The sequence below is a fragment of the Brucella grignonensis genome (genome assembly GCF_002252505.1).
GTDB classification, from domain to species: domain Bacteria; phylum Pseudomonadota; class Alphaproteobacteria; order Rhizobiales; family Rhizobiaceae; genus Brucella; species Brucella grignonensis.
On sequence record NZ_NNRL01000148.1, the window covers coordinates 280,426 to 303,531 of the forward strand.

Below are 23,106 nucleotides of genomic sequence, written 5' to 3' on the forward strand. Positions count from 1 at the left end.
CCAGAAAGCGTTTTCTGGAACACGGTCGATGAAGAATAATCTTGCTTTATTTTGAAAGCCGTTCCACCCTGAATGAAGTGAAATCGGAGGAGGAAAACCGACTTCACGTCGCATGGGAGGAATGAAGCCAGTCTGTTTGGGGTTGGCTATCGGTCGGGCGCAGATGCTTTGCCGGAACAAAATCGAAATCCACCCGTTCGACATTTTGTGCCAATTTGCGAGGTATGCCCGCATGAGCGACGATGTCGTCCTTTCCCTGCATGTTCCTGAACCGGAATGGCGGCCCGGCGATGTGCCGGATTTCTCCCATGTCAAAATCCCACGTGCAGGCAGCGTCCGCCGTCCCGAAATAGATGAAAAGCCGGAAGCCATGCGCGATCTGGCGTTCAGCATCATCCGGGTGCTCAATCGAGAAGGTGAGGCTGTTGGTCCCTGGGCGGGCACCCTTACAGATGATGAGCTGAAAGAGGGGCTGCGTCATATGATGATACTGCGTGCCTATGATGCGCGCATGATGATGGCCCAGCGTCAGGGCAAGACCTCGTTCTATATGCAGCATCTGGGCGAAGAAGCCGTCAGCTGCGCTTTCCGTAAGGCGTTGCGCAAGGGCGACATGAATTTCCCGACTTATCGACAGGCGGGATTACTCATTGCTGACGATTATCCACTCGTCACGATGATGAACCAGATTTTCTCCAACGAGCAGGATCCGTTGAAGGGCCGCCAGCTTCCGGTGATGTATTCGTCAAAGGAGCATGGCTTCTTTACCATCTCCGGCAATCTTGCCACGCAATATACGCAGGCTGTCGGCTGGGCCATGGCTTCTGCCATCAGCCATGACACGAAGATTGCCGCCGCATGGATTGGCGATGGTTCGACGGCAGAAAGTGATTTTCACGCAGCACTTGTTTTTGCTTCGACCTACAAGGCGCCTGTGGTGATGAACATCGTCAACAACCAGTGGGCGATTTCAACATTTCAGGGTATCGCTCGTGGCGGTTCCGGTACGTTCGCGGCGCGCGGCCATGGCTTCGGCATTCCGGCCCTACGGGTTGACGGCAACGATTATCTGGCTGTTCATGTCGTGGCCAAATGGGCAGTCGAACGCGCGAGACGCAATCTGGGCCCGACAATCATTGAATATGTGACTTATCGCGCCGGTGGGCATTCAACATCCGACGATCCATCCGCCTATCGCCCCAAGGCCGAAAGCGATGCATGGCCCTTGGGTGATCCAGTTTTGCGATTGAAGAACCATCTCATTTTGCGCGGTGTGTGGAGTGATGAGCGTCACAAGCAGGCCGAAGCGGAAGTGATGGACATGGTTGTGGCGGCCCAGCGCGAAGCAGAGGCCATCGGCACATTGCATGACGGGCGCAAGCCTTCCATGCGCGACATGTTTGAAGATGTCTACGCCGAGACGCCACCGCATTTGATCCGCCAGCGCCATGAAGCGGGGTTCTGAGACATGATCAAGACGACAAAAATGACGATGATCGAGGCCATTCAGAACGCCCATGACATTGCCATGGAGCGCGATCAGAAGGTTGTCGTGTTCGGTGAGGATGTTGGCTACTTTGGCGGCGTGTTTCGGTGCACCGCCGGTTTGCAGAAAAAATACGGCAAAGAGCGCTGCTTCGACGCGCCGATCAGTGAGCTCGGTATTGTCGGTACAGCCATCGGCATGGCGACTTATGGCTTGCGCCCCTGTATCGAAGTGCAATTTGCGGACTATGTTTATCCGGCCTATGACCAGATCGTCTCGGAAGCAGCGCGCTTGCGCTATCGCTCGGCGGGCGAGTTTACATGCCCTCTGGTGATCCGTATGCCGTCAGGCGGCGGCATCTATGGCGGGCAGACACACAGCCAGAGCCCGGAGGCACTTTTCACTCATGTTTCGGGCTTGAAAACAGTGATGCCTTCGACACCTGCCGATGCGAAAGGCCTGCTGCTGGCAGCCATCGAAGACCCCGATCCCGTCATCATGTTTGAGCCGAAGCGGCTTTATAACGGACCTTTCGATGGTCACCATGATAAGCCGGTCACGTCCTGGAAAAAGCATGATCTGGGTGATGTGCCTGAAGGCTATTACACCGTACCACTCGGCAAGGCTGCGATCCGTCGCGAAGGTAATGATGTGACCGTGCTGGCATACGGCACCATGGTTCATGTGGCTCTCGCAGCCGCAGAAGAGACAGGCGTCGATGCTGAAATCATCGATCTACGCACGCTACTGCCGCTGGATACCGAAACCATCATGGCGTCTGTCAAAAAGACCGGACGCTGTGTGATCGTGCATGAAGCAACACTTACCTGTGGCTATGGAGCGGAGCTTGCAGCCCTCGTGCAGCGTGATTGTTTCTATCATCTCGAGGCGCCGATCGTTCGTGTGACCGGCTGGGACACGCCATATCCCCATGCGCAGGAATGGGCCTATTTCCCTGGTCCTGACCGGGTCGGCCGCGCGCTCACATCGATCATGGAAGCCTGAGGGGAGAGAAACATGGCTCATTTTACAATCAAACTCCCCGATGTTGGCGAAGGCGTTGCAGAGGCCGAACTTGTCGAATGGCATGTGAAGGTTGGCGATATCGTGCGCGAAGATGATCTTCTTGCCGCCGTCATGACCGATAAGGCGACAGTAGAAATTCCCTCATCGCGCGGCGGCAAGGTCATCGCCGTCAATGGCGAAGTTGGTGAAAAGATCGCTGTCGGATCCGAACTGGTCCGTCTGGAGATAGAGGGCGGTACGACTGAAGAAAAGCCTGTCGAAAAAATCGAGGAAAATCCGGCTCCTGCGACTGTGGAAACGGTCAAACCGCAAGCAGCAGCAGCTCCTGAAACACCCGTTCTGTTGCAGACGCCGGTTCCTCCGAAGCCCGCTGCGCCGAAGCGTGAAAGTGCAGGTCGACCATTCACCGGCGCTGGTCCAGTACGCGGTGAGGGCGAAAAGCCGCTGGCAACACCATCCGTCAGACTGCGCGCCCGCGATGCAGGCGTCGATTTGCGTCGTGTTCGCGGCACGGGTCCGGCGGGACGTATCACGCATGAAGATCTCGACCTCTTTTTCCAGCAGGAAACTGACGGGGCACCGGCTCTGTCCGGTTACGCAGCCGATAGTTCGGTCAACGAGATCAAGGTTATCGGCCTTCGCCGCAAGATTGCCGAACGCATGGCCGAGGCGAAGCGCCATATTCCGCATATTACCATCGTTGAAGAAGTGGACGTGACACAGCTTGAAGAACTGCGTGCGGGTCTTAACAATGAGAAGAAGGAAGGGCGTCCGCGGTTGACGCTGCTGCCTTTCGTCATCCGCACAATCGTCAAGGCTGTGAAAGAGCAGCCGGGACTGAATGCGCATTTTGACGACGAAGCCGACATTATCCGTCAGTTCGGCGGCGTGCATGTTGGCATTGCCACACAGACGCCGAATGGGCTGATCGTTCCGGTCGTACGCCATGCTGAAAGCATGAGTGTGTTTGCAGCTGCAACCGAGCTTATGCGCGTCACAGAAGCTGCACGCAACGGCACTGCAAAGCGCGAAGAACTGTCCGGCTCCACAATCACAATCACATCGCTGGGGCCACTTGGCGCGATTGCTACGACACCGATCATCAATCGACCGGAAGTTGCGATTGTCGGTATTAACAAGATGGCCGTCCGCCCGATGTGGGACGGCACACAATTTGTGCCGCGCAAAATGATGAACCTTTCGTGCAGCTTCGACCATCGTGTGATTGATGGCTGGGACGCTGCTGTTTTTGTACAGAAACTAAAAAGCCTGCTCGAAACACCTGCGATGATCTTTGTGGAAGGCTAGGGGCTCGGTCCAAGTGTGGTGAAATGAGGCGCAACGCGGGTAGTAAAGGACAAGATAAATGACCGGCGATGACTGGGTTTTTTCTCTTGCTGACGTAATAACACAACTTCCCACGGAGTCTGCCGATACAATGCGGTTTCACTACGCACTGAAACACGGCACCATGAAACTAGGATTATATGGACCGCTGCAAATCGACACCCAAACGCCCCACAAACAAGATGAGCTTTATGTAATTGCCTCAGGATCTGGCCATTTTACTAAAAACGGAAATCGAAGAAGTTTCGGTCCCAACGATGTCATCTTTGTTGAAGCAGGTGCTGAACATCGGTTCGAGGATTTTACCAAAGACTTTCTGACGTGGGTGATCTTCTGGGGACGTGAAGGTGGTGAGTGCTGATGATTGCTGCATTCCAAAAATTAACTTTGCACAAGGCTTGATGATATGAGTGAAATTTCCTGCAAGCTTTTGATCATCGGTGGTGGTCCCGGCGGCTATGTCTGCGGCATCCGCGCAGGTCAGCTTGGTGTTGATACCGTACTCGTCGAAAAGAAGCGTCTCGGCGGTACATGTCTGAACGTCGGCTGTATTCCGTCGAAGGCGCTGATCCATGCCGCAGACGAGTTCCATCGTCTCACAACATTCGCAAACAAGGGTTCTCTTGGCATTACGGCGCAGAGCCCCGCGATTGATTTTGCCAAAACCCTTGAGTGGAAAGACGGTATCGTCAACCGCCTCAATAGCGGCGTGGCAGGGCTTCTGAAACGCTCTCATGTGCGCATGTTTCAGGGGCAGGCCCGGTTCGTCGATGGAAAGACCGTGCTGGTCGACACCGATACCGGACGCCAGACAATCCACGCAGAAAATATCGTTATTGCGACGGGCTCTGTGCCGGTCGAAATCACCTCATTGCCGTTTGGTGGCAATATCATTTCATCGACCGAAGCACTGGCTCTCGAAAAGATACCCGAAAAACTGGCAATCGTTGGGGGCGGATATATCGGGCTCGAAATTGGCACCGCCTTTGCCAAACTCGGCTCGAAAGTCACGATCGTTGAAGCAACTGACCGGATTTTACCACAGTACGATGTGGAACTGACGCGACCAATCATGGCACGATTGAAACAGCTAGGTGTTGAGGTGCTCACCAATACCTCTGCCAAAGGTATGAAATCGGACGGCAAAGCGTTGGAAGTCACCACATCTGATGGCGCGACCCGTTCTATCGATGCGGACAAGGTTCTCGTCACGGTCGGCCGCAAGCCGCAGACCGATGGCTGGGGGCTCAGCGAAATCCGGCTTGATATGGAAGGGCGTTTTATCCGCATTGACGATAAATGCCGCACATCCATGCGCGGTGTTTATGCAATTGGTGATGTGACCGGCGAACCGATGCTTGCTCACAGGGCTATGGTTCAAGGTGAAATGGTGGCCGAGATTATTGCGGGCGGCAAACAGGTCTGGGACAAACGCTGCATTCCTGCAGTCTGCTTTACCGATCCTGAAATCGTGACAGTGGGCTTATCTCCTGATGAAGCCCGCAAGGCCGGATACAATATTCAGACCGGTATTTTCCCATTCCAAGCCAATGGTCGCGCAATGACCATCGAGAGGGAGGACGGCATGATCCGCGTTGTGGCGCGGGCTGACAATCACGTCATCCTTGGTATTCAGGCGGTCGGGGTCGGCATTTCGGAATTGTCAGCGGCTTTCGCTCAAGCGGTCGAAATGGGCGCGCGTCTGGAAGATATCGCAGGTACGATCCATGCCCACCCGACACTCAGCGAAGGCTTTGCCGAAGCCAGCATGAAGGCACTCGGCCACGCGCTCCACGTTTAATCTTTTGGCTTGCGCTCGTGCCGCCAGACAAAAATGGCGGCACCGGCAACCATTGCTGCAAGTGCAAACCATGTAATCGCATAAGAAAGATGGTTGTTGCGGAAAGTGACAACAGTCAGACCACCAATTGGCACGTTGCCCGGATTTGACTGTGCGTCAGCGTCGATGAAATAGGGCGCTACAGTGCCAAGACCTTCCTTGGTTGCAAAAGCCATCACATCGCGTGAGTTCCATTCATTACGGTCGGGGTCATTGGGGCGAAGGAAAAAGCCATCCGGCTCAGGCATGCGCAGAAGACCAGTCACGGTCGTCTCACCTGCAATCTGTGTTTCGACCCGCGTTGCAGGATCGCGCCTGGCGTCCGGTATAAAGCCACGATTGATAAATGTCAGAGCACCATCATCCGAGCGCATGGGGGTAAGGACCCAAAAACCTGATCCGCGTTCGGTCAGTGCACGGACGAGTATTTCCTTGTCGTTAAGATAGGTTCCGGTCAGCGCGACATGCCTGTATTCATCTTCAGCCTGATTGACATTGGCCCAGTCATCACGCCCCGGCGCTGCAACTGGTTCTGCATGCACGCGAGCATCAACCCGCGCAATGAGATCAAGTTTCCATTGCAACCGCTCCACCTGCCAAATCCCCAAACCAAGAAACAAGGCAAAGAAACCCAGAGCCAGAACTGACAAAAAGCCGAGGAAGAAGCGCGATTTCTTCTGAGGAGCTTCATTCGTTTCGGCCGGGACGGACATCGCAATTTCCTGATCTTGGGGGGAGGGATAGGCTGCCCTCAGATACCTCAGAAGACACATTTAAGAAAGTGCAGCACACGGCAAAAGAATGTTACTGAAAAGCGATCTTAGCCAAAAAAACAGCGCCGTATGTCCTCTGGGCGGACATGGCGCTGGCATTTATCAATTCGGTTATGCGCTTTTATGAACTCTGCGTCTGCGATGCGAATAACCACCTTTTGAAAGGCGCAAAACATTGCAAACCTGTGTCCGATCTTCGGACGGCTTTTCCATCTGGGATTTTATGTTTATCAATGCCTGCTGTGTGACCACTCGATCTCTGTCGCTAGGTCCAACAATTATGCTTTTCATCGATCATTCTCCCTGTTTTTGGGCGCGGCGACAGTTTCGAAAACTACGCCGACCGGTAGTCAAGAATGTACGAATGAACCAATTATTAACCTAAATGGGTAGCTTGACAAGCGCCGTTTTGCAACTTTGCGTAAGCCCTTGTCCATACGCATGAAAAAGCCGGAACGCCCATGCGCCCCGGCTTTCTGACACCGTTATCTCAACCGATCAGTCGCGATTGCCACTCAGAATTTCGCGTTTTCCGACATGATTGGCAGCACCAACCAGACCTTCCTGTTCCATACGTTCAACGAGCGAAGCAGCACGGTTATAGCCGATACCCAAACGGCGCTGGATATAGGAGGTCGAGCATTTCTTGTCACGCATCACAACCTTGACGGCCTGCTCATAGACATCGTCGCCATCTTCCGAATCCATCGCAGAGTTGTCAAAAACCGCGACATCCTGCGCTGTGTCTTCTTCTTCCTCATCTTCGGTCACAGTTGCCAGATAGTCTGGACGACCTTGTTCCTTCAGATGATTGACGACCTTCTCGACTTCTTCATCTGAAACGAACGGCCCATGGACGCGGACGATACGGCCACCACCGGCCATATGAAGCATATCGCCCTGGCCGAGGAGTTGTTCTGCGCCCATTTCGCCAAGGATCGTACGGCTGTCGATCTTGGACGTCACCTGGAACGAGATACGGGTCGGGAAGTTGGCCTTGATGGTGCCGGTGATAACGTCGACCGAAGGGCGCTGCGTTGCCATGATGAGGTGAATACCAGCCGCACGAGCCATCTGTGCGAGACGCTGTACGGCACCTTCGATGTCCTTGCCAGCAACCATCATCAGGTCGGCCATTTCGTCGATAATAACGACGATATACGGCATCGGCGTCAGGTCGAGTTCTTCCTGAACGTAAGTTGGCTCGCCTGTTTCCTTGTCAAAGCCGGACTGCACCGTGCACATTACGGTTTCGCCCTTGCCCTTGGCAGAAGCTGCGCGCTGATTGAAACCTTCGATGTTACGCACGCCCAGACGTGCCATCTTGCGATAGCGGTCTTCCATTTCGCGCACGGCCCATTTCAGAGCCACAACGGCCTTCTTCGGGTCGGTAACGACTGGCGTCAGAAGGTGCGGAATACCATCATAGATGGAGAGCTCCAGCATCTTTGGATCGACCATGATCAGGCGGCATTCTTCCGGTTTGAAGCGGTAGAGCAGCGACAGGATCATCGTGTTGATGGCGACCGACTTACCGGAACCGGTGGTGCCGGCAACGAGCAGGTGAGGCATCTTTGCCAGTTCTGCGATGATCGGCTCGCCACCGATGCCTTTACCGAGGCAAAGTGGCAGACGATAATTTGAAGACTCGAACGTACGAGAGTCGATCATCTCACGGAGATAAACCGTTTCGCGATTGGCATTCGGCAGTTCAATACCGATGACATTGCGACCCGGAACGACGGCGACGCGAGCCGACAATGCCGACATCGAACGGGCAATATCATCAGCAAGACCAATGACACGGGAAGACTTCACACCCGGTGCAGGTTCAAATTCATAGAGCGTAACGACCGGGCCGGGGCGAACATGAATGATCTCGCCACGCACGCCAAAATCTTCCAGCACGCTTTCGAGAAGACCAGCACTGCGTTCAAGCATTTCCTGCGTGATCACATTGCCTTCAAGCGATGGCGGCTCCTGAAGCAGATCACGCGGCGGAAACTCATAGTCGCCATGCATAACGATCGCCTCTGTCCGGGGGAGGGGCTGAGGCTGATAAAGCGCAATAGAAGGTGCTGCTTTCGCTGGAACAGGAGCAGCAACTGGCGCTGGTTGTTCTGCTTCTTCAACAATCTGCTCTTCGACAACATTGAGAACCACATCGGCTTCGACAGGTTCTTCAACTGCCGCTACGACTTCCTCAATCTTCGGTGCCGCCGCTTCAACGGCTGGTGTCGCAGGCGCTTCGATCTGAACGGCAACAGATTCCGGTATAATCGGTGCTTCAACCTTTACCTCTGCTACAGGCGCAACAACAGGCTGTGGCGCAGGTTCGGTGACGACTGGCTGCGCGACCGCAGCAACTGGTGCATCTTCAACTTTCTGCTTGTTCCACTCGACAGTGCGGAACTGCGCAATGATGGATTCAACCGTTGGAACAGGACGCTTTGGTGTCTCTGCGACGACAGCGGCAACTGGCTGCGCCGGGGCTGAATCGAAATCGAAGCTTTCCCAGAATGCGAAATCCGACAGATGGGCAAATGCGGAAACAGCTGCATTACTGATCGGTTCAGCATGCACCGTTACTGCAACCTGCACGGGTGCAACTTCAATCGACTGCACAACGGGCGGCTGCGCGATGGGGGCAACAGCGGCGGCCGTCACAACTGGTGGCACAGGTGCGACAGGCGTACGAACCATATTTTGTGAGACGGATTGCTGTAGAGCTGCAACAGCCATCGGCTGAGATTCAGCGGCTTTCGCAACTTCGGCAGAAGAAGTTTCTGGAGCGACTACCTTCGTGCGACCGTTGATATCCGGCAGATCTTCGCCGCGGCGGCGAACGAGTTCAACCTCCGGCGTACGGGTAAAGCGTACATTTGCCCCCAGCGAGAAATGCGCCTTCCACGCTCCGTCCGAATCCGGTGAATGCGCTCCCAACGGGTCGCGTTGCTGCTTCTGCTCAGAAGCAGATTCTGCACGATTACCATTATTATGGGGAAAATTTTCTCTCAAATTACGCATGATACCTGAACCATAGATATGTCGCCCGAATGAGCCTTAGTAATAAAAAATGAAGGTTAACAACCCCCTTCACAAATCACTCAAAACCGACAAATTTCTTGGAGGGGATAAGCCGCAAGGTAATCATGGAATCCATAGATTAAAGAGCATTATTAATAAATAACATATATTTATGTATATTTATTAATTTGAATTATTAGAACAAAGCCAGTGCACGATAAGGTTTACAGTTGCGATGGCGATTGAATGTGCACTCCGCCCCGAGACTCATCGTGCCACCACCTGTTCGAGTCGCTTGTCGGTAAGCAGCATCCACTTCTGAAAAGCGTGCCGAGCTGGAAGCTGCGTCCCGCATCGAAGCGCTTTGAGAGTGTCATGAAAGCCGCACCGGCCCATTACTTATGCTCACTTTAAGCAAAAGTGCGGATTTTTCTCAGGGCTCTCATTGACAGATGCCATTCGGAGGCGCAGCAAAAGCACCGTAGAATTTCGGCCGGAAAGAGGGGATCAGCGCGGCATGAAAGTTACTATCGAACAAACGCTCGATCAGGCCGGAGCAGGCTCCTTCCAGCGTAACCTTCTCGGCGTATTCGGACTGGTCTGGGCTGCGGATGCCATGCAGGTATTGGCTGTAGGTTTCACCGCCGCTTCGATCGCCATGACTTTCGACTTAACCGTCCCGCAAGCCCTGCAGACCGGAACCCTGTTCTTTCTGGGCATGTTGATAGGTGCAGCGCTTTTCGGCCGGCTCGCTGATAAATATGGTCGTCGTCGCGTGCTTCTCATCACCGTTGCCTGCGATGCCGTGTTCGGGCTGCTGTCAGCTTTCTCTCCCAATTTTGCCATTCTGCTTGGCTTGCGCTTTCTGACAGGCATCGCGGTTGGTGGTACCTTACCTGTCGATTATGCGATGATGGCAGAATTCCTTCCCTCCAAGAACCGTGGCCACTGGCTGGTGATGCTTGAAGGTTTCTGGGCTGTCGGCACCGTCATCATTGCGCTGGCCGCATGGGCCGCAAGCCTTGCAGGCGTGGCGGATGCCTGGCGCTATATCTTTGTCGTGACTGCGGCACCGGCTTTGATTGGCATCTGGTTGCGTTTCTGGGTGCCGGAATCGCCGATGCATCTGCTCAAAACGGGCCAGGCCAAAGAAGCAAAGGCCGTTATGAATCGCGTCCTTCGCAAGAACGGCAAATCTGAACTGCCACCGAAGGCGATGCTTGAAGCACCGCTTCTCGTGACCAACGAAAGGCTGTTATCGCCCAACTTGCGTCAGCGCACGCTAACCACGTTGGCGATCTGGTTTCTGGTGTCGGTCTCCTATTACGGCATTTTCACATGGATCCCGGCGAAGCTTGCCGGTGACGGCTTCGGTTTTGTGCGCGGATATGGTTTTCTGGTTATCGTCGCTCTGGCGCAATTGCCGGGCTATGCGCTTGCGGCCTATGGCGTCGAAGCATGGGGGCGCAAGAAGACGCTGATCGGCTTTCTCTTCATCAGTGCGGCGGCATGCGCGCTCTTCACAGTTGCTGGCAGTTCGACCCTGGTTGGCGCTTCAATCCTGATCATGAGCTTTGCTCTGCTTGGGACCTGGGGCGCACTTTATGCCTTTACGCCTGAGCTTTATCCAACAGCCCTGCGTGCAAGCGGGATGGGTGCGGCAGGCGCTATGGCTCGCCTTGGTGGCCTACTCGCACCATCTGCCCTCGCTTTGGTCATCAGCCAAAGCTTCAATATGGCAGTAGCAATGTTTGCTGGATTGCTGGCATTGGCCGGAATCATTGCATTTTTCATCAATGTGGAAACGCGTGACAAGGCACTGAACTGATAAAAAAGCCCGGATTTCATACTTGAAATCCGGGCTTTCTTTAACAAATTTATTAACTAGACAGACTTAACCATTGTTTTTTATAATTTTTATATCGATCATTATCCGCTGAATATCTTTGATTGTGCATCACGGGAATTGTGGCTCCGGCTAATAGTGCTGCACCTGATGCCGTTCCAGTCGACCCCGAAACAGCAATCACTTCCCGCTCTGAAAAGCCAGCCAGTGCTGAGAGATAGAAACTGTTTGCTGCAAATGGTCCTTCAACAATAATTGGTCCGTCGGCACCCAACAGATCAAGACATGCTTCCGTCATCAGCGCTGCATAAAGGCAAGCGGCCACATAACGCGCTTCCGAGCTGGCGCCTTCTGCATTAACCCAGCGCAGACTTCTATCCGGGTAAGGACCGCAGCTGGGCACAGCCGACGGCAGTGCCATGATGCCACGGTTCAGAACCTCATCAAGTATTCCGGTACGCTTACTCAATGAAGGCGCCTCAAGACCGTCTGTCATCAGGTCGAATTCCCGCCCGCCCATATAACGTGCAGATGGAACCGCACGGCCATAGGCATCAACATTGGCCAGTGTATCGCGTTTTGGGTCGAGGCCATTCAGATCACCGCCCACCGCAAAGCTCACCACCCAGGTGCCGGTGGAGACGACCGAAAACGGTGGCTTACGATCCAAGAGGTGCGCCAGCAGCGACGCATTGGAATCGTGAATACCGCAGTGAACCTGCACACAACTCGACAATCCTATTTCATCGGCGAGCTCTGGACACAGCGCCCCGAGCGCATCAAATGCAGATCTTAAAGGGGGAAATTTGCCTTCAAGGCCCAGATTTTCGACCAGCGATGAATAGGTGCCGCTCTTTGGACACCACAGATCGGTGTGGCAACCAAGCGATGTAACTTCAACGGAAGCAATGCCGGTAAGCCGATACGCCCAATATTGCGGATAGGTCAGAATGAGGTGCACGTCGGCAAAATTATCGGGAAACTCGGTTTTCAGATAATGAAGCTGTGCGCCGACATTGAGCCCAAGCGATAGTGTCGATGAGAAGGTTTCATCAAAAGGTGGTTTGATACGCGCATAAGCTGCGCGAATTTCAGGCCCGTAGTCATGCTCGTAATCGAGCACAGGCATGGCGAGTTCGCCATTCTTGTCTAGCAGGGCAACACTCGCACCGTGGGTCGTTATCGATATGGCGTCAAAGCCCGGTTCTTTCGCAAAGGCTTTCAGACTATGGAGGAAAAAGCTCCACAAGGCCTCAATGTTATAATGCGGATAGGGGCCATCGCGTCGTACTGTGTTTGGTGTACGATGAACGGCGATCTCTTCTCCCGTTTTGGCGTTCAAAAGAACGGTCTTGGCATTGGTTTTGCCAATATCAAGAATGGCAATGCGCTTCATGGCATATGAAATACGGGTTTGAGGTCTGAGGAAATCGGCGAATTATCTGGATTGGTTTCCATGATGTCCGCCATATGCGCCCACCACTTTTTCATCACGGAATGATCGGGCAGGGCGGCCATGCCATGCAGCTTCGTGCGCGTGAGAACCCCAAATAGGATATGCGTTTGTTCATCCAGCCATATTGAATAATCAGACACGCCCGCCTCATGCAGAAGACCAACAAGTTCAGGCCAGATTTCGTCGTGGCGGCGTCGATACTCAGCCTCCATACCGGGATGAAGCTGCATACGAAAAGCATAACGTTCCGTTGTCATGTTCTGTGCCTCGCCTTGAATTTGCGCCCAAGGATGGGAAGTGAAATGGTGATGATCAGCAGAAGCCCGATGAAGATCGACATTACGATGCCCGGCACATTGAGAAGCCCAAGCCCGAAGGTCACAAGTCCCATCACGAAGGCTGCGATCACCACACCGATAATGCTTCCGGCACCGCCCAGGATCGACACGCCGCCAAGAACCACCATTGTCACCACCTCAAGTTCCCATCCCTGCGCGATAGAAGGGCGGGTAGAGCCAAGGCGGGACGTAAGACAGACAGCTGCAATGCCGCTCATGACGCCGGTCAGCAAAAACAGAGTGAATTTCATCCGCTCTACCGGAATGCCGGAAAAGCGCGCTGCAAACTCATTATTGCCGATGGCATAAATCCGGCGACCAAAGCTGGTGCAATGGAGAAGCACGCCGAAAATAATGGCGGCAACAATGAACAGCACAAATTCAAATGAGAAAACCCAGAAGACGTAGCCCTGTCCGAAATAGGCAAAGCTTGCCGGGTAGCCGCCATAGGCTTTATCACCAAGCACAATATAGGAAATGCCGCGAAAGAGGCTCATGGTGCCGATGGTGACGACAATGGAAGGGAGTTTCAGCCCCGCAACAAGACCGCCATTGATCGCTCCGCAGACAAGGCCTGTACCAATACCGATAAACACCAATCCGGGCGTGCCGACGCCTGCTTGTGCTGCAGCTCCCATCGCTGTGGAGGCCAGTGCGATAATCGCCGCTACCGACAGATCAATCTCGCCAGAGATGATCAATAGCGTCATGGCAAAAGCGATGAGTGCTTTTTCCGTGAAATTGAAAGTCGCGTCCGACAGGTTCCACGCATTGAGGAAAAACGGCGAGGCAAACGCATTTGCAATGAAGATCGCAATCGCAACACCAAGCAGCAGCATTTCCCAACTGGCGAACAGGCGGGTATAGGAGGTTCCCAGCCGATCGGGGATTTGGCGGCGTTCGGTTATGTCGCTCACGCTGCTGGCTCCTCATAAGTTTTTGCGGCTTTCTCACGCAAAATTATGCGTCCACCGCGCTTTTCCTGTCGTGCATTGAAGATTACGGCTGCGATGATCACCGCGCCGGAAATTGCCATCTGCCAGAATGGGGAAATGTTGATGACGGGCAGGGCGTTCTTGATGACGCCAAGAAACAAAGCCCCAAGCACCGCACCAACTGCTGTACCGATGCCGCCCACAATGGAAATACCGCCAATGACACAGGCTGCGACACTGTCGAGTTCAAACCCGTTGGCGATATCGACATAGGCAACCGCATAGCGCGAGACCCAGAGGTATCCGCACAGCCCGGCCAGCGAACCAGAGAGTACAAAAGCCAGAAAGCGTGTGCGCCCGACATCAATTCCCGCATAGACTGCTGCTGTAGGATTACCGCCGGATGCATAAAGCGCGCGCCCGAAGAAACTGCGTGTCAGCAGCACAAAGACCAGCGCAACAATTATGATGGCTGTCCAGCCAAGCAGAGGCAGACCAAGGACGACTGTGCGCGGTGTATTCAGAAACGGTGCCGTCATCTGATGAGCATTCACCCATGCCCCCCCAGAAAGCACAAAGGCCATGCCGCGATAGATTGTGAGTGTGCCAAGCGTGACAACAATCGCCGGAATATCGAGTTTCCAGACGAGGATACCGTTGATTGCGCCGAGGATCGCACCGACACCAATCGCGGTTATGATCAACAGGATCAGCGGCAGATCCGGGAAGTTGGCATTGAGCATTGCCACAGCCATGCCGGTAAAAGCGAGATTGGCCGCCACGGATAGATCAATGGACTTGGTGAGGATGACCGACATCTGACCCAGCGCCAGAATGATCAGAATCGATGTGTCATTGAAGATATTCGCGAGATTGCTCGGGGACGCAAAACCTGGCGCGCGCAGCGAGAACAGCCCGATCATGATCGCAATAATGAACAGGAGCAGGAGTTCGCGCTGTTTGAGAAGCTGTTTCATGTTCACTCCGCATTTCCCGTGGCAGCACGCACCAGCACTTCCGCATCCAGCCCTGCACGATCAAAAATGCCTTCTACCAGACCTTCGCGCATGACCATGACGCGATCCGACATGCCAATGATTTCAGGCAGTTCTGATGAAATCATGATAATGCTGAGACCTTCGGCAGCAAGCTCGCTGATAAATTCATGAACGGCGGCCTTGGAGCCAATATCGATGCCTTTGGTCGGCTCATCGAGAATGATGACCTTTGGATTGGTGGCAAGCCATTTGCCAATAACGACCTTCTGCTGATTGCCACCCGAAAGCGTTCCGACAGGTACGGAAAGTGCCGCAGCGCGAAGATCAAAACGTTCGGCATATTTACGCGCAAGCTTGAACTCTTCTGCCATGCGCAGAAACCCATGACGCGAAGTGCGTCCAAGCGAGGGTAGGGAAACATTCTGGAAAATCGGCATCTGCAAAACCGCACCATGCCGCCCGCGTTCTTCAGGAACATAAACAATGCCATGCGCGATGGCTTCACCGGAGCGGCGTATTCTGATTTCCTTGTCCTCCAAGGCAACCCGCCCTTCAGATGGCGTCGTCATACCGAACAATGATTGCGCGAACTCTGAGCGGCCGGCACCGACAAGTCCGTAAATGCCAAGTATCTCGCCGCGTCGCAGTTCAAAGGATATGTCGCGAAACTCGGTCGGATGGGAATAATGTTCCACTTTCAGCACCGTGTCGCCGAGCACAACATCCTGCTTGGGAAAAGCTTTCTCCACGGCACGTCCAACCATCAGCCGGACGATTTCTTTCTCATTCATTTCTGAGAGAAGTCCATGCCCAACCGCACAGCCGTCACGGAAGACCGCATAATGATCGGCGATCTCATAAACTTCATCAAACTTGTGACTGATGAACAGGATCGCTTTGCCCTGTGTCTTCAAACGCTCGACGATCCTAAAGAGATCGTCGACTTCCTTGCGTGAAAGTGCTGCCGTTGGCTCGTCCATGATAACGATCTGCGCATCAACGGAAAGGGCGCGCGCGATGGCCACCAGATGCCGCTGCGCAATCGAAAGCTCTTTGAGCTTGATGCGTGCGTCAACAGTGATTTCCAGTGAGGAGAGCAGGGCCTGTGCCCGCGCATAGACGGCTTTCCAATTCACAAAACCAAGCTTTGTGCGCGGCGCATGACCGAGATAGATATTTTCACCGACGGATAACTCGTCGAAAAGTACGGTTTCCTGATGAATTGCTGTTACGCCTGCATTGGTTGCATCCTGTGCGGTCGCAAAATGCAGTGCTTTGCCGCCGATAAATATCTCGCCTTCATCGGGCTGGTAGATCCCTGTCAGGATTTTAACGAGGGTGGATTTGCCTGCACCGTTTTCGCCAATGAGTGCAGTTACCTTGCCGGGGTAAAGGGCAATATTGACATTATCGAGTGCGCGGACGCCGGGAAATGTCTTGGCAATGCCACGCATTTCCAGCAACGGTTGAACCGTTCCGTCAGCAGGCCCCGCAGACAAGGTCGACTGCCCGCTTTTTTGCAAAGCTGCATTCATCGGAAATACCTGAAATGAAAATCGGAAGATGATGGCGGTGTTGGGCGCTCCCCTACACCGCCAGCCTCATTCAAAGTCCCAATCTGAAATCAGAAGACCTTGGAGAACTCGTCGATGTTCGAGGCGTCATAAACAAAGGGATCGCTCATTGCCGCTTCGCCATTTTCGCCGATCTTGATCTTGCCCATGCGTCCGGCTTCGATTTCCGAGCCCGGCTTGCCATCGGCATCACCCTTTACGAGGTGATAGGCAATCTGCGTGGCCGAATAGCCAAGGTCGATCGGGTTCCAGATCGCAAATTCCTTGGTCGCGCCCGACTTGATGGCACCAGCCATTTCGGACGGAAGACCAAGGCCGGTCACATAGACATCGCCGATCTTGCCAGCATCCTTGACTGCCTGCGAGGCTGCGAGCACGCCAACGGTGGTCGGAGCGACAATCACCTTCACATTCGGATTGGAGGTGAGGAGCCCCTGCGCTTCGCGATAGCTCTTATCGGCAAGATCATCGCCGTAAACAGTGGTTACGAGATTGAGGCCCGGAAAATCCTTGAGCTGCTTCTTCATCTCGTCAATCCAGATGTTCTGGTTGGTCGAGGTGGTCGTGGCCGACAGGATTGCGAAATCGCCCTTGCCATCTGGCAGATGGTGCGCCGCAAGCGTCAGACACATCTTGCCGATCAGATCATTGGACGAGGGATTAAGATGGACAATGCGGCCTTCCGCTGCGACACCGGAATCCCACGAGATAACCTTGATGCCGCGCTGTGCCGCTTTCTTGAGCGCTGGAACAACTGCATCCGGATCGTTGGCAGAGATGGCAATTGCATCGACACCTTGAGCGATCAGCGAATTGATGACTTCGATCTGACCTTCAGCTGTGGTTGTAGTCGGACCTGTATAGATAACTTCAACGCCACCCAGTTCCTTGGCTGCTTCCTGTGCGCCTTTATTGGCAGCTTCAAAAAAGCCGTTACCAAGCGATTTCGCAACAAGTGCGATCTTCATATCGGCAGCCTGAGCGGCTGTCGCCATGAAGGCAACGGCCAGCGCTGTGCCCATTGCCAGTTTCTTGAAAAGTTTCATGTCCTATTCCTCCCGATTAAGAACATTAAGATTGATAAATCCGGTTCAGGCGACTTCTGTGGCTTCCCCCCGTTCGCTACCCTTACCAACATTGGCAGAAACCTGAGCTACGATGAGCTTAATGCCTGCATTTTCAACCATCCGCCGCGCCTCATCCGAAATGCCGTCATCGGTGATCAGCGTGCTGATACGGTCGAGAGGACAAAGAATGAGACTGGAGCGACGGATGAATTTCGATGAATCGACCATCAGAACAATATCATCTGCCTGACCCATCAGTTTTTGTTCACTCTGAATGATCAGTGCGTCCGATTCCATTACGCCGAGAGGGCTAACGCCCTGACAGCCCATGAACATGCGCCGACCGTAGAAATTACGGATCACATCATTATCGAAGGGCGAGAGAATAAGGCTCTGATCGCGATAAATGGCTCCGCCAGGTACGATAACTGTGCTTTTGGACTGGCGCAGAAGATGTTCCGCAATGGCAAAGGAATTGGTCAGTACCTGCAACCGGCGCGCGGCAAGATAATGCACCATCTGAAAAGTGGTTGAACCACCATTGATGATAATGCTGTCACCTTCCTCACAAAGCGATACGGCCTCACGAGCGATTGCACGCTTGCGGTCGGTATTTTCCGTCTCCGATACTTTAAAAGGTCTGCCAGCAAGACTGCCAAGCTGCGGTGGATGAATGGCCTCCGCGCCACCACGCACCCGCTTGATGCGGCCCTGCATATGAAGCGATGCAATGTCGCGCCGAAGGGTCGCTTCCGACGCCTCCGTCAATTCCACCAGATCCTGAATGGTAATCACCGGCTTTTCCTGAACTGCGCTCAGGATAATACGGTGGCGCTCTCTTTCGTGCATGGCTCCTCCTCTTTCTTGTATCAAACACAAATGCGGTCAGTGTCAATCACAAACAATCAACTTTATGCAAAATAAGAACACTAATGCTCATTTATGATTGTTTGTGATTGACATTAATTTCCACATTACGCCATATCTGTCATCAACATGATCGTTTGTGCGTGAAAAAGAAAGCGCGCAATCAGGTCTTCACCATAAAACGGGAGGATGACATGGTGGCCCAAAGCAGGCTTTTGGATAACCGGTGGGATAATGCCAAAGCAGCGATGCTGGATGAACCGGGCAAACTGCTCTATCGCTCCAATCTCCTCGGCTCCGACAAGCGCATCACCAATTACGGTGGCGGCAATACGTCTGCAAAGGTTGAGGAAATTGATCCGCTGACAGGTCAGAAGGTTCAGGTTCTCTGGGTCAAAGGCTCAGGTGGCGACGTCGGCACGATCAAGCTTGATGGCTTTGCCACGCTTTATCAAGACAAGCTCAATGCACTGAAAGGGATTTACAAAGGCGTTGACGATGAAGACCGCATGGTCGGCTTTCTTCCGCATTGTACCTTCAACCTCAATCCGCGCGCAGCGTCCATCGATACCCCACTGCATGGTTTCGTACCATTCACCCATGTCGATCACATGCATCCAGATGCGATCATCGCGATCGCCGCTTCGAAAAACTCCCGCGAACTGACGGCCGAGATTTTTGGCGATGACATTGGCTGGCTGCCATGGCGTCGTCCCGGCTTTCAGCTGGGTCTCGACCTCGAAGCCTTTGTGAAGTCAAATCCGAAGGCAAGGGGCGTAGTCCTTGAAAGTCATGGGCTTTTCACCTGGGCCAATGATGCAAAGACTTGTTATGAGACAACCCTTGCAATCATCAACAAGGCTATAGAATGGCTTGACCAGAAGACGAATGGCAAGGCTGCATTCGGCGGAGCTGTTGCGCAAAGCCTTGATGCATTGGAACGTCGCGCCATTGCGGCGCGTCTTATGCCGGAGATTCGCGGATTGATCAGCAAAGACGAGCGTAAGCTTGGCCATTTCGATGATCAGGATGCCGTGCTTGAATTCGTAAATGCGAAAGATCTGCAGCCGCTGGCCCGCCTCGGCACGTCTTGTCCAGATCACTTCCTGCGTACGAAAATTCGCCCGCTCGTGATCGATTTCAATCCGGCCAAGCCGGATATTGACGGCATCGTTGCCGGACTTGAAGCATCACTTGAAGCCTATCGCGCTGATTACACGCGCTATTATGAGAGCTGCAAGCACGACAACTCACCCAAAATGCGCGATCCCAACCCGGTGATTTTCCTCATTCCCGGCGTTGGAATGCTGTCATTTGCACGCGACAAGGCCACCGCACGCATTGCTGGCGAGTTCTACGTCAACGCGATCAACGTTATGCGCGGCGCGTCTGCCGTGTCCGAATATCAGGGTTTGCCTGAACAGGAAGCCTTCGACATCGAATATTGGTTGCTTGAGGAAGCCAAACTTCAGCGTATGCCGAAGCCTAAAAGCCTTGCAGGTCGAATTGCATTCATCACCGGTGGAGCAGGCGGTATCGGTTATGCGACCGCAGAACGCCTTGCAGGCGAGGGCGCTTGCGTGGTTTTGGCAGATATTGATGCAGGATCGCTCAAATCCGCTCACGATAACCTATCGAAACGCTTCGGCTCGGATCAGGTACGCAGCGTCGAGCTGAATGTGACTGATGAAAAGGCGGTGATAAACGCCTTCACTGAGGCCAGCGCCGAACTCGGCGGCATCGATATTCTCGTGTCCAATGCAGGCATTGCATCGTCGGCACCGATCGAGACGACAGAATTTTCGATGTGGAACCGCAATATAGATATTCTGGCAACGGGCTATTTCCTCGTTTCACGCGAGGCGTTCCGCTTGTTTCGACGTCAGAAGATTGGCGGCAATGTTGTCTTCGTTGCCTCAAAGAACGGCCTTGCCGCGTCACCCGGCGCATCTGCCTATTGCACGGCAAAGGCAGCTGAAATTCATCTGGCACGTTGTCTGGCGCTTGAAGGTGCAGAGGCGGGCATCCGGGTGAATGTCGTCAACCCTGATGCGGTTTTGCGTGGCTCGAAAATCTGGGACGGTGAGTGGCGTGAGCAGCGTGCGGCATCTTCCAAAATCGATGTCACGGAACTGGAAGAGCATTATCGCAAGCGCTCGCTGTTAAAGCTCAATGTGCTGCCGGAAGATATTGCGGAAGCGATCTACTTCCTTGCGAGTGATGCTTCGGCCAAATCCACCGGCAATATCATCAATGTGGATGCAGGAAACCAGCAGAGCTTTCCGCGCTGATCATTGAAAAGGCGGGCAAGGCGATCTTGCCTTCCTGCCTTTTATCCAGGAAATTGAGGACATTCTGGGAGGAACCATGTCCGAACAACGTATTGCAGCCGATTTCATCGCTGAGCATAACTTCGGTTACGAAGACGCATTGAAGAGCGACTATCAGGCCCTTGGCGAGCAGCTTGCACGTCGCGGCATTGAAATCGAAAAGATTACAGAAAAAGTGGCGAAATATTTCGTTGCCGTGCCTTCATGGGGTACAGGTACCGGGGGCACACGCTTCGGTCGCTTCCCCGGTCGCGGTGAACCACGCGGTATTTTCGACAAGCTCAATGATTGTGCCGTCATCAACGAGCTCTCCCGCGCAACACCAAATGTCTCGCTACATATTCCATGGGACAAAGCCGATCCAAAAAAGCTGATCGCACATGCCACTGCCTTGGGACTTGGTTTTGACGCGATGAATTCCAACACGTTCGCGGATTCAGCCGATCAGCAGCATTCCTATAAATATGGCTCGCTTACGCATGTGGATGCGGCTGTCCGCGCGCAGGCTGTAGACCATAATATTGAGTGCATCGAAATCGGAGATGCCATTGGTTCAAAAGCGTTGACCGTTTGGCTTGCTGACGGCTCCAACTTTCCGGGACAGCAGAATTTCACTCGCGCTTTCGAGCGCTATCTGCATTCGATGGGCGAGATTTATAAGGCACTACCGGACGATTGGCGGCTGTTTTCCGAACATAAAATGTACGAGCCAGCCTTCTATTCCACCGTCGTACAGGACTGGGGCACCAATTATCTCATAGCGACCACGCTCGGTCCGAAAGCACAATGTCTCGTTGATCTCGGTCACCATGCGCCCAACACCAATATCGAAATGATCGTTGCGCGACTGATGCAGTTCGGAAAACTTGGCGGCTTCCACTTCAACGACAGTAAATATGGCGACGACGATCTCGATGCAGGATCTATCGATCCTTATCGCCTGTTCCTCGTTTTCAATGAGTTGGTTGATGCGGACTATCGCGGTGTGAAGGATTTTCATCCCGCCCACATGATCGATCAGTCGCACAATGTAACCGATCCACTGGAAAGTCTTATCTCTTCAGCCAATGAAATCCGCCGCGCCTATGCGCAAGCGCTATTGGTGGATCGCGAAGCGCTGGAAACCTATCAGCAGGAAAATGATGCACTGATGGCGTCAGACACGTTGAAACGTGCTTATCGCACAGATGTAGAACCGATATTGGCCGAAGCACGTCGCCGAACAGGCGGAGCGATTGAGCCGATTTCAGCTTATCGCGCGAGTGGCTATCGTGAGAAAGTTGCCAAAGAGCGCCCGGAAAGCAGAAGTGACGGCGGCGCTTTCAACTAAGGCAAGTCTCAATAGGAGAACGTCCTTATAAGAACGTTCTCCGTTTCTTTTGGTCTAGAGCATGTCTCCCAAAAGTGGGAACCGGTTTTGGGATAAAGACATGCGTAAAAACAAATGGATAGAGCATTTCCAATGACTCAAGCAAAACAGGAAATGCTCTATTGAGCTTTTCTGAATGTCAGATTGTATCGATAGCGTCCCAACTGCGGGTGTTCCCCGTCTTTAAGCGCCAGAATACCATGATAGAACAGCCGTGAAGGGCCACCCCAGACGACCACGTCGCCATGATGCAGCACAAATTTGCGCACAGGGTCGTTGCGCTGCAAACCACCGAACTGAAATGTCGCGGGAATGCCAAGCGATACGGATACAATCGGATTGGTGAAATCCTTCTCGTCCTTGTCCTGATGCAGCGACATCTTCGCGCCCGGCTCATAGCGATTAATCAGGCACGCATCGGGTGAAAAACCGGCATAGCCAGATTCCTGTGCAGCAGTTTCCGCAAGGCTACGCAAAGCATCCGGCATCGGAGGCCAAGGCCGGTCAGTCTCCGGATCAATCGGACTGTAACGATAGCCGCGTCGATCCGTGACCCAACCGTATTTGCCACAATTGGTCATCGCCACTGACATGCGAAAACCGCCCGGGGTCGTCATGTGGCGAAACGGTGCTTCACCAGCAACACCTTCTAGGGCACTGATAATATTTCTGTCCTTCGCAAGAGCAAAGCCGCGCAAAAGCACGGCGCCGTCCGCCAGTTTTTCGCGTGTCTCGAGGCTGGAAAAGAGATCGTTCATCAAGCGATCTTAGCACAAAGCCTTGCCGCCGCTTCCCGAAAATTGCTTCCAAATTTCGTGCTCTTGACA

The 23,106-nt window shown here is 53.5% G+C and carries 18 protein-coding genes and 2 pseudogenes; 8 read left to right on the forward strand and 12 right to left on the reverse strand.

The window, feature by feature from the left end; translation table 11 throughout:
* Positions 1-232: 232 nt before the first annotated feature.
* Genes CEV33_RS04395 through lpdA form a run of 5 tightly spaced genes read left to right on the forward strand, consistent with a single transcriptional unit; the run spans position 233 to position 5,660 of the window.
* A complete protein-coding gene (locus tag CEV33_RS04395; RefSeq protein WP_094539208.1) occupies positions 233-1,465 on the forward strand; it encodes a 3-methyl-2-oxobutanoate dehydrogenase (2-methylpropanoyl-transferring) subunit alpha in 1,233 nt (410 codons plus the stop codon).
* Positions 1,466-1,468: 3 nt separating this feature from the next.
* Positions 1,469-2,491 (forward strand): alpha-ketoacid dehydrogenase subunit beta, encoded by a 1,023-nt coding sequence (locus tag CEV33_RS04400; protein ID WP_094539209.1) that lies wholly within the window; start codon positions 1,469-1,471, stop codon positions 2,489-2,491.
* A gap of 12 nt (positions 2,492-2,503) precedes the next feature.
* On the forward strand, positions 2,504-3,820 hold the full coding sequence (locus CEV33_RS04405; protein WP_094539210.1) for a dihydrolipoamide acetyltransferase family protein: 1,317 nt from the start codon (positions 2,504-2,506) through the stop codon (positions 3,818-3,820).
* Between the two features lie 58 nt (positions 3,821-3,878).
* Positions 3,879-4,220 carry a cupin domain-containing protein gene (locus CEV33_RS04410; RefSeq protein ID WP_094539211.1) on the forward strand — a complete coding sequence of 114 codons (342 nt, stop codon included), beginning with the start codon at positions 3,879-3,881 and terminating at the stop codon, positions 4,218-4,220.
* A 45-nt stretch (positions 4,221-4,265) separates the two neighbouring features.
* Complete coding sequence (gene lpdA, locus CEV33_RS04415; protein WP_094539212.1) at positions 4,266-5,660, forward strand: dihydrolipoyl dehydrogenase; 1,395 nt, start codon at positions 4,266-4,268, stop codon at positions 5,658-5,660.
* On the opposite strand, the gene CEV33_RS04420 is transcribed toward lpdA, so the two are convergent.
* From CEV33_RS04420 to CEV33_RS24785, 4 genes and pseudogenes are all read right to left on the reverse strand, one after another.
* Positions 5,657-6,412, reverse strand: coding sequence for an SURF1 family protein (locus tag CEV33_RS04420; RefSeq protein ID WP_094539213.1), 756 nt, complete (start codon positions 6,410-6,412; stop codon positions 5,657-5,659). The genes lpdA and CEV33_RS04420 overlap by 4 nt on opposite strands.
* Positions 6,413-6,583: 171 nt before the next feature.
* Positions 6,584-6,763: a hypothetical protein gene (locus CEV33_RS04425; protein WP_094539214.1), complete on the reverse strand. Its 180-nt coding sequence runs from the start codon at positions 6,761-6,763 to the stop codon at positions 6,584-6,586.
* Positions 6,764-6,970: 207 nt separating this feature from the next.
* Positions 6,971-9,025, reverse strand: a pseudogene (locus CEV33_RS04430) (DNA translocase FtsK); the annotation flags it as partial.
* A gap of 110 nt (positions 9,026-9,135) precedes the next feature.
* Positions 9,136-9,499 (reverse strand): annotated as a pseudogene (locus tag CEV33_RS24785) (DNA translocase FtsK); the annotation flags it as partial.
* A 517-nt stretch (positions 9,500-10,016) separates the two neighbouring features.
* Between CEV33_RS24785 and CEV33_RS04435 the strand changes: the two are divergent.
* Entirely contained in the window at positions 10,017-11,327 is a 1,311-nt protein-coding gene (locus CEV33_RS04435) for an MFS transporter (protein WP_094539216.1), read from the forward strand.
* Positions 11,328-11,379: 52 nt separating this feature from the next.
* Here CEV33_RS04435 and CEV33_RS04440 read toward each other — a convergent pair whose 3' ends face one another.
* The 7 genes from CEV33_RS04440 to CEV33_RS04470 all read right to left on the reverse strand — a co-directional run bounded on the left by CEV33_RS04440 (position 11,380) and on the right by CEV33_RS04470 (position 18,562).
* Positions 11,380-12,741 carry an FGGY-family carbohydrate kinase gene (locus tag CEV33_RS04440; protein WP_094539217.1) on the reverse strand — a complete coding sequence of 454 codons (1,362 nt, stop codon included), beginning with the start codon at positions 12,739-12,741 and terminating at the stop codon, positions 11,380-11,382.
* Positions 12,738-13,058: an L-rhamnose mutarotase gene (gene rhaM, locus CEV33_RS04445; RefSeq protein ID WP_094539218.1), complete on the reverse strand. Its 321-nt coding sequence runs from the start codon at positions 13,056-13,058 to the stop codon at positions 12,738-12,740. The genes CEV33_RS04440 and rhaM overlap by 4 nt, the downstream gene beginning before the upstream one ends.
* The gene (locus CEV33_RS04450; protein WP_094539219.1) at positions 13,055-14,056 is read right to left on the reverse strand and encodes an ABC transporter permease; all 1,002 of its coding nucleotides are present in this window, start codon (positions 14,054-14,056) and stop codon (positions 13,055-13,057) included. Before CEV33_RS04450 ends, rhaM begins: the two co-directional genes overlap by 4 nt.
* Positions 14,053-15,051, reverse strand: a complete 999-nt coding sequence (locus CEV33_RS04455) for an ABC transporter permease (RefSeq protein ID WP_094539220.1) — start codon at positions 15,049-15,051, stop codon at positions 14,053-14,055. Before CEV33_RS04455 ends, CEV33_RS04450 begins: the two co-directional genes overlap by 4 nt.
* A gap of 2 nt (positions 15,052-15,053) precedes the next feature.
* Positions 15,054-16,607 (reverse strand): sugar ABC transporter ATP-binding protein, encoded by a 1,554-nt coding sequence (locus CEV33_RS04460; RefSeq protein ID WP_094539221.1) that lies wholly within the window; start codon positions 16,605-16,607, stop codon positions 15,054-15,056.
* Positions 16,608-16,696: 89 nt separating this feature from the next.
* A complete protein-coding gene (rhaS, locus tag CEV33_RS04465; RefSeq protein ID WP_024897909.1) occupies positions 16,697-17,692 on the reverse strand; it encodes a rhamnose ABC transporter substrate-binding protein in 996 nt (331 codons plus the stop codon).
* Positions 17,693-17,737: 45 nt separating this feature from the next.
* On the reverse strand, positions 17,738-18,562 hold the full coding sequence (locus CEV33_RS04470) for a DeoR/GlpR family DNA-binding transcription regulator (protein ID WP_094539222.1): 825 nt from the start codon (positions 18,560-18,562) through the stop codon (positions 17,738-17,740).
* A 212-nt stretch (positions 18,563-18,774) separates the two neighbouring features.
* On the opposite strand from CEV33_RS04470, the gene CEV33_RS04475 reads away from it, so the two are divergent.
* Together CEV33_RS04475 and rhaI are read left to right on the forward strand one after the other, a co-directional pair.
* Positions 18,775-20,871 (forward strand): bifunctional rhamnulose-1-phosphate aldolase/short-chain dehydrogenase, encoded by a 2,097-nt coding sequence (locus tag CEV33_RS04475; protein ID WP_094539223.1) that lies wholly within the window; start codon positions 18,775-18,777, stop codon positions 20,869-20,871.
* Between the two features lie 76 nt (positions 20,872-20,947).
* Complete coding sequence (gene rhaI, locus CEV33_RS04480; RefSeq protein ID WP_094539224.1) at positions 20,948-22,240, forward strand: L-rhamnose catabolism isomerase; 1,293 nt, start codon at positions 20,948-20,950, stop codon at positions 22,238-22,240.
* 158 nt (positions 22,241-22,398) lie between these two features.
* On the opposite strand, the gene alkB is transcribed toward rhaI, so the two are convergent.
* Positions 22,399-23,037 carry a DNA oxidative demethylase AlkB gene (gene alkB / locus CEV33_RS04485; RefSeq protein WP_094539225.1) on the reverse strand — a complete coding sequence of 213 codons (639 nt, stop codon included), beginning with the start codon at positions 23,035-23,037 and terminating at the stop codon, positions 22,399-22,401.
* Positions 23,038-23,106 lie beyond the last annotated feature (69 nt).

What these genes read in the sequence shown, in the direction of transcription:
- CEV33_RS04400 (WP_094539209.1), top strand. Translation starts at nt 1,469, where the DNA reads ATGATCAAGACGACAAAAATGACGATGATCGAGGCCATTCAGAACGCC.
- CEV33_RS04405 (WP_094539210.1), top strand. Translation starts at nt 2,504, where the DNA reads ATGGCTCATTTTACAATCAAACTCCCCGATGTTGGCGAAGGCGTTGCA.
- rhaI (WP_094539224.1), top strand. Translation starts at nt 20,948, where the DNA reads ATGTCCGAACAACGTATTGCAGCCGATTTCATCGCTGAGCATAACTTC.
- CEV33_RS04425 (WP_094539214.1), bottom strand. Translation starts at nt 6,763, where the DNA reads ATGAAAAGCATAATTGTTGGACCTAGCGACAGAGATCGAGTGGTCACA.
- CEV33_RS04410 (WP_094539211.1), top strand. Translation starts at nt 3,879, where the DNA reads ATGACCGGCGATGACTGGGTTTTTTCTCTTGCTGACGTAATAACACAA.
- CEV33_RS04455 (WP_094539220.1), bottom strand. Translation starts at nt 15,051, where the DNA reads ATGAAACAGCTTCTCAAACAGCGCGAACTCCTGCTCCTGTTCATTATT.
- rhaS (WP_024897909.1), bottom strand. Translation starts at nt 17,692, where the DNA reads ATGAAACTTTTCAAGAAACTGGCAATGGGCACAGCGCTGGCCGTTGCC.
- lpdA (WP_094539212.1), top strand. Translation starts at nt 4,266, where the DNA reads ATGAGTGAAATTTCCTGCAAGCTTTTGATCATCGGTGGTGGTCCCGGC.
- rhaM (WP_094539218.1), bottom strand. Translation starts at nt 13,058, where the DNA reads ATGACAACGGAACGTTATGCTTTTCGTATGCAGCTTCATCCCGGTATG.
- CEV33_RS04470 (WP_094539222.1), bottom strand. Translation starts at nt 18,562, where the DNA reads ATGCACGAAAGAGAGCGCCACCGTATTATCCTGAGCGCAGTTCAGGAA.
- CEV33_RS04420 (WP_094539213.1), bottom strand. Translation starts at nt 6,412, where the DNA reads ATGTCCGTCCCGGCCGAAACGAATGAAGCTCCTCAGAAGAAATCGCGC.
- CEV33_RS04475 (WP_094539223.1), top strand. Translation starts at nt 18,775, where the DNA reads ATGGTGGCCCAAAGCAGGCTTTTGGATAACCGGTGGGATAATGCCAAA.
- CEV33_RS04435 (WP_094539216.1), top strand. Translation starts at nt 10,017, where the DNA reads ATGAAAGTTACTATCGAACAAACGCTCGATCAGGCCGGAGCAGGCTCC.
- alkB (WP_094539225.1), bottom strand. Translation starts at nt 23,037, where the DNA reads ATGAACGATCTCTTTTCCAGCCTCGAGACACGCGAAAAACTGGCGGAC.
- CEV33_RS04395 (WP_094539208.1), top strand. Translation starts at nt 233, where the DNA reads ATGAGCGACGATGTCGTCCTTTCCCTGCATGTTCCTGAACCGGAATGG.
- CEV33_RS04460 (WP_094539221.1), bottom strand. Translation starts at nt 16,607, where the DNA reads ATGAATGCAGCTTTGCAAAAAAGCGGGCAGTCGACCTTGTCTGCGGGG.
- CEV33_RS04440 (WP_094539217.1), bottom strand. Translation starts at nt 12,741, where the DNA reads ATGAAGCGCATTGCCATTCTTGATATTGGCAAAACCAATGCCAAGACC.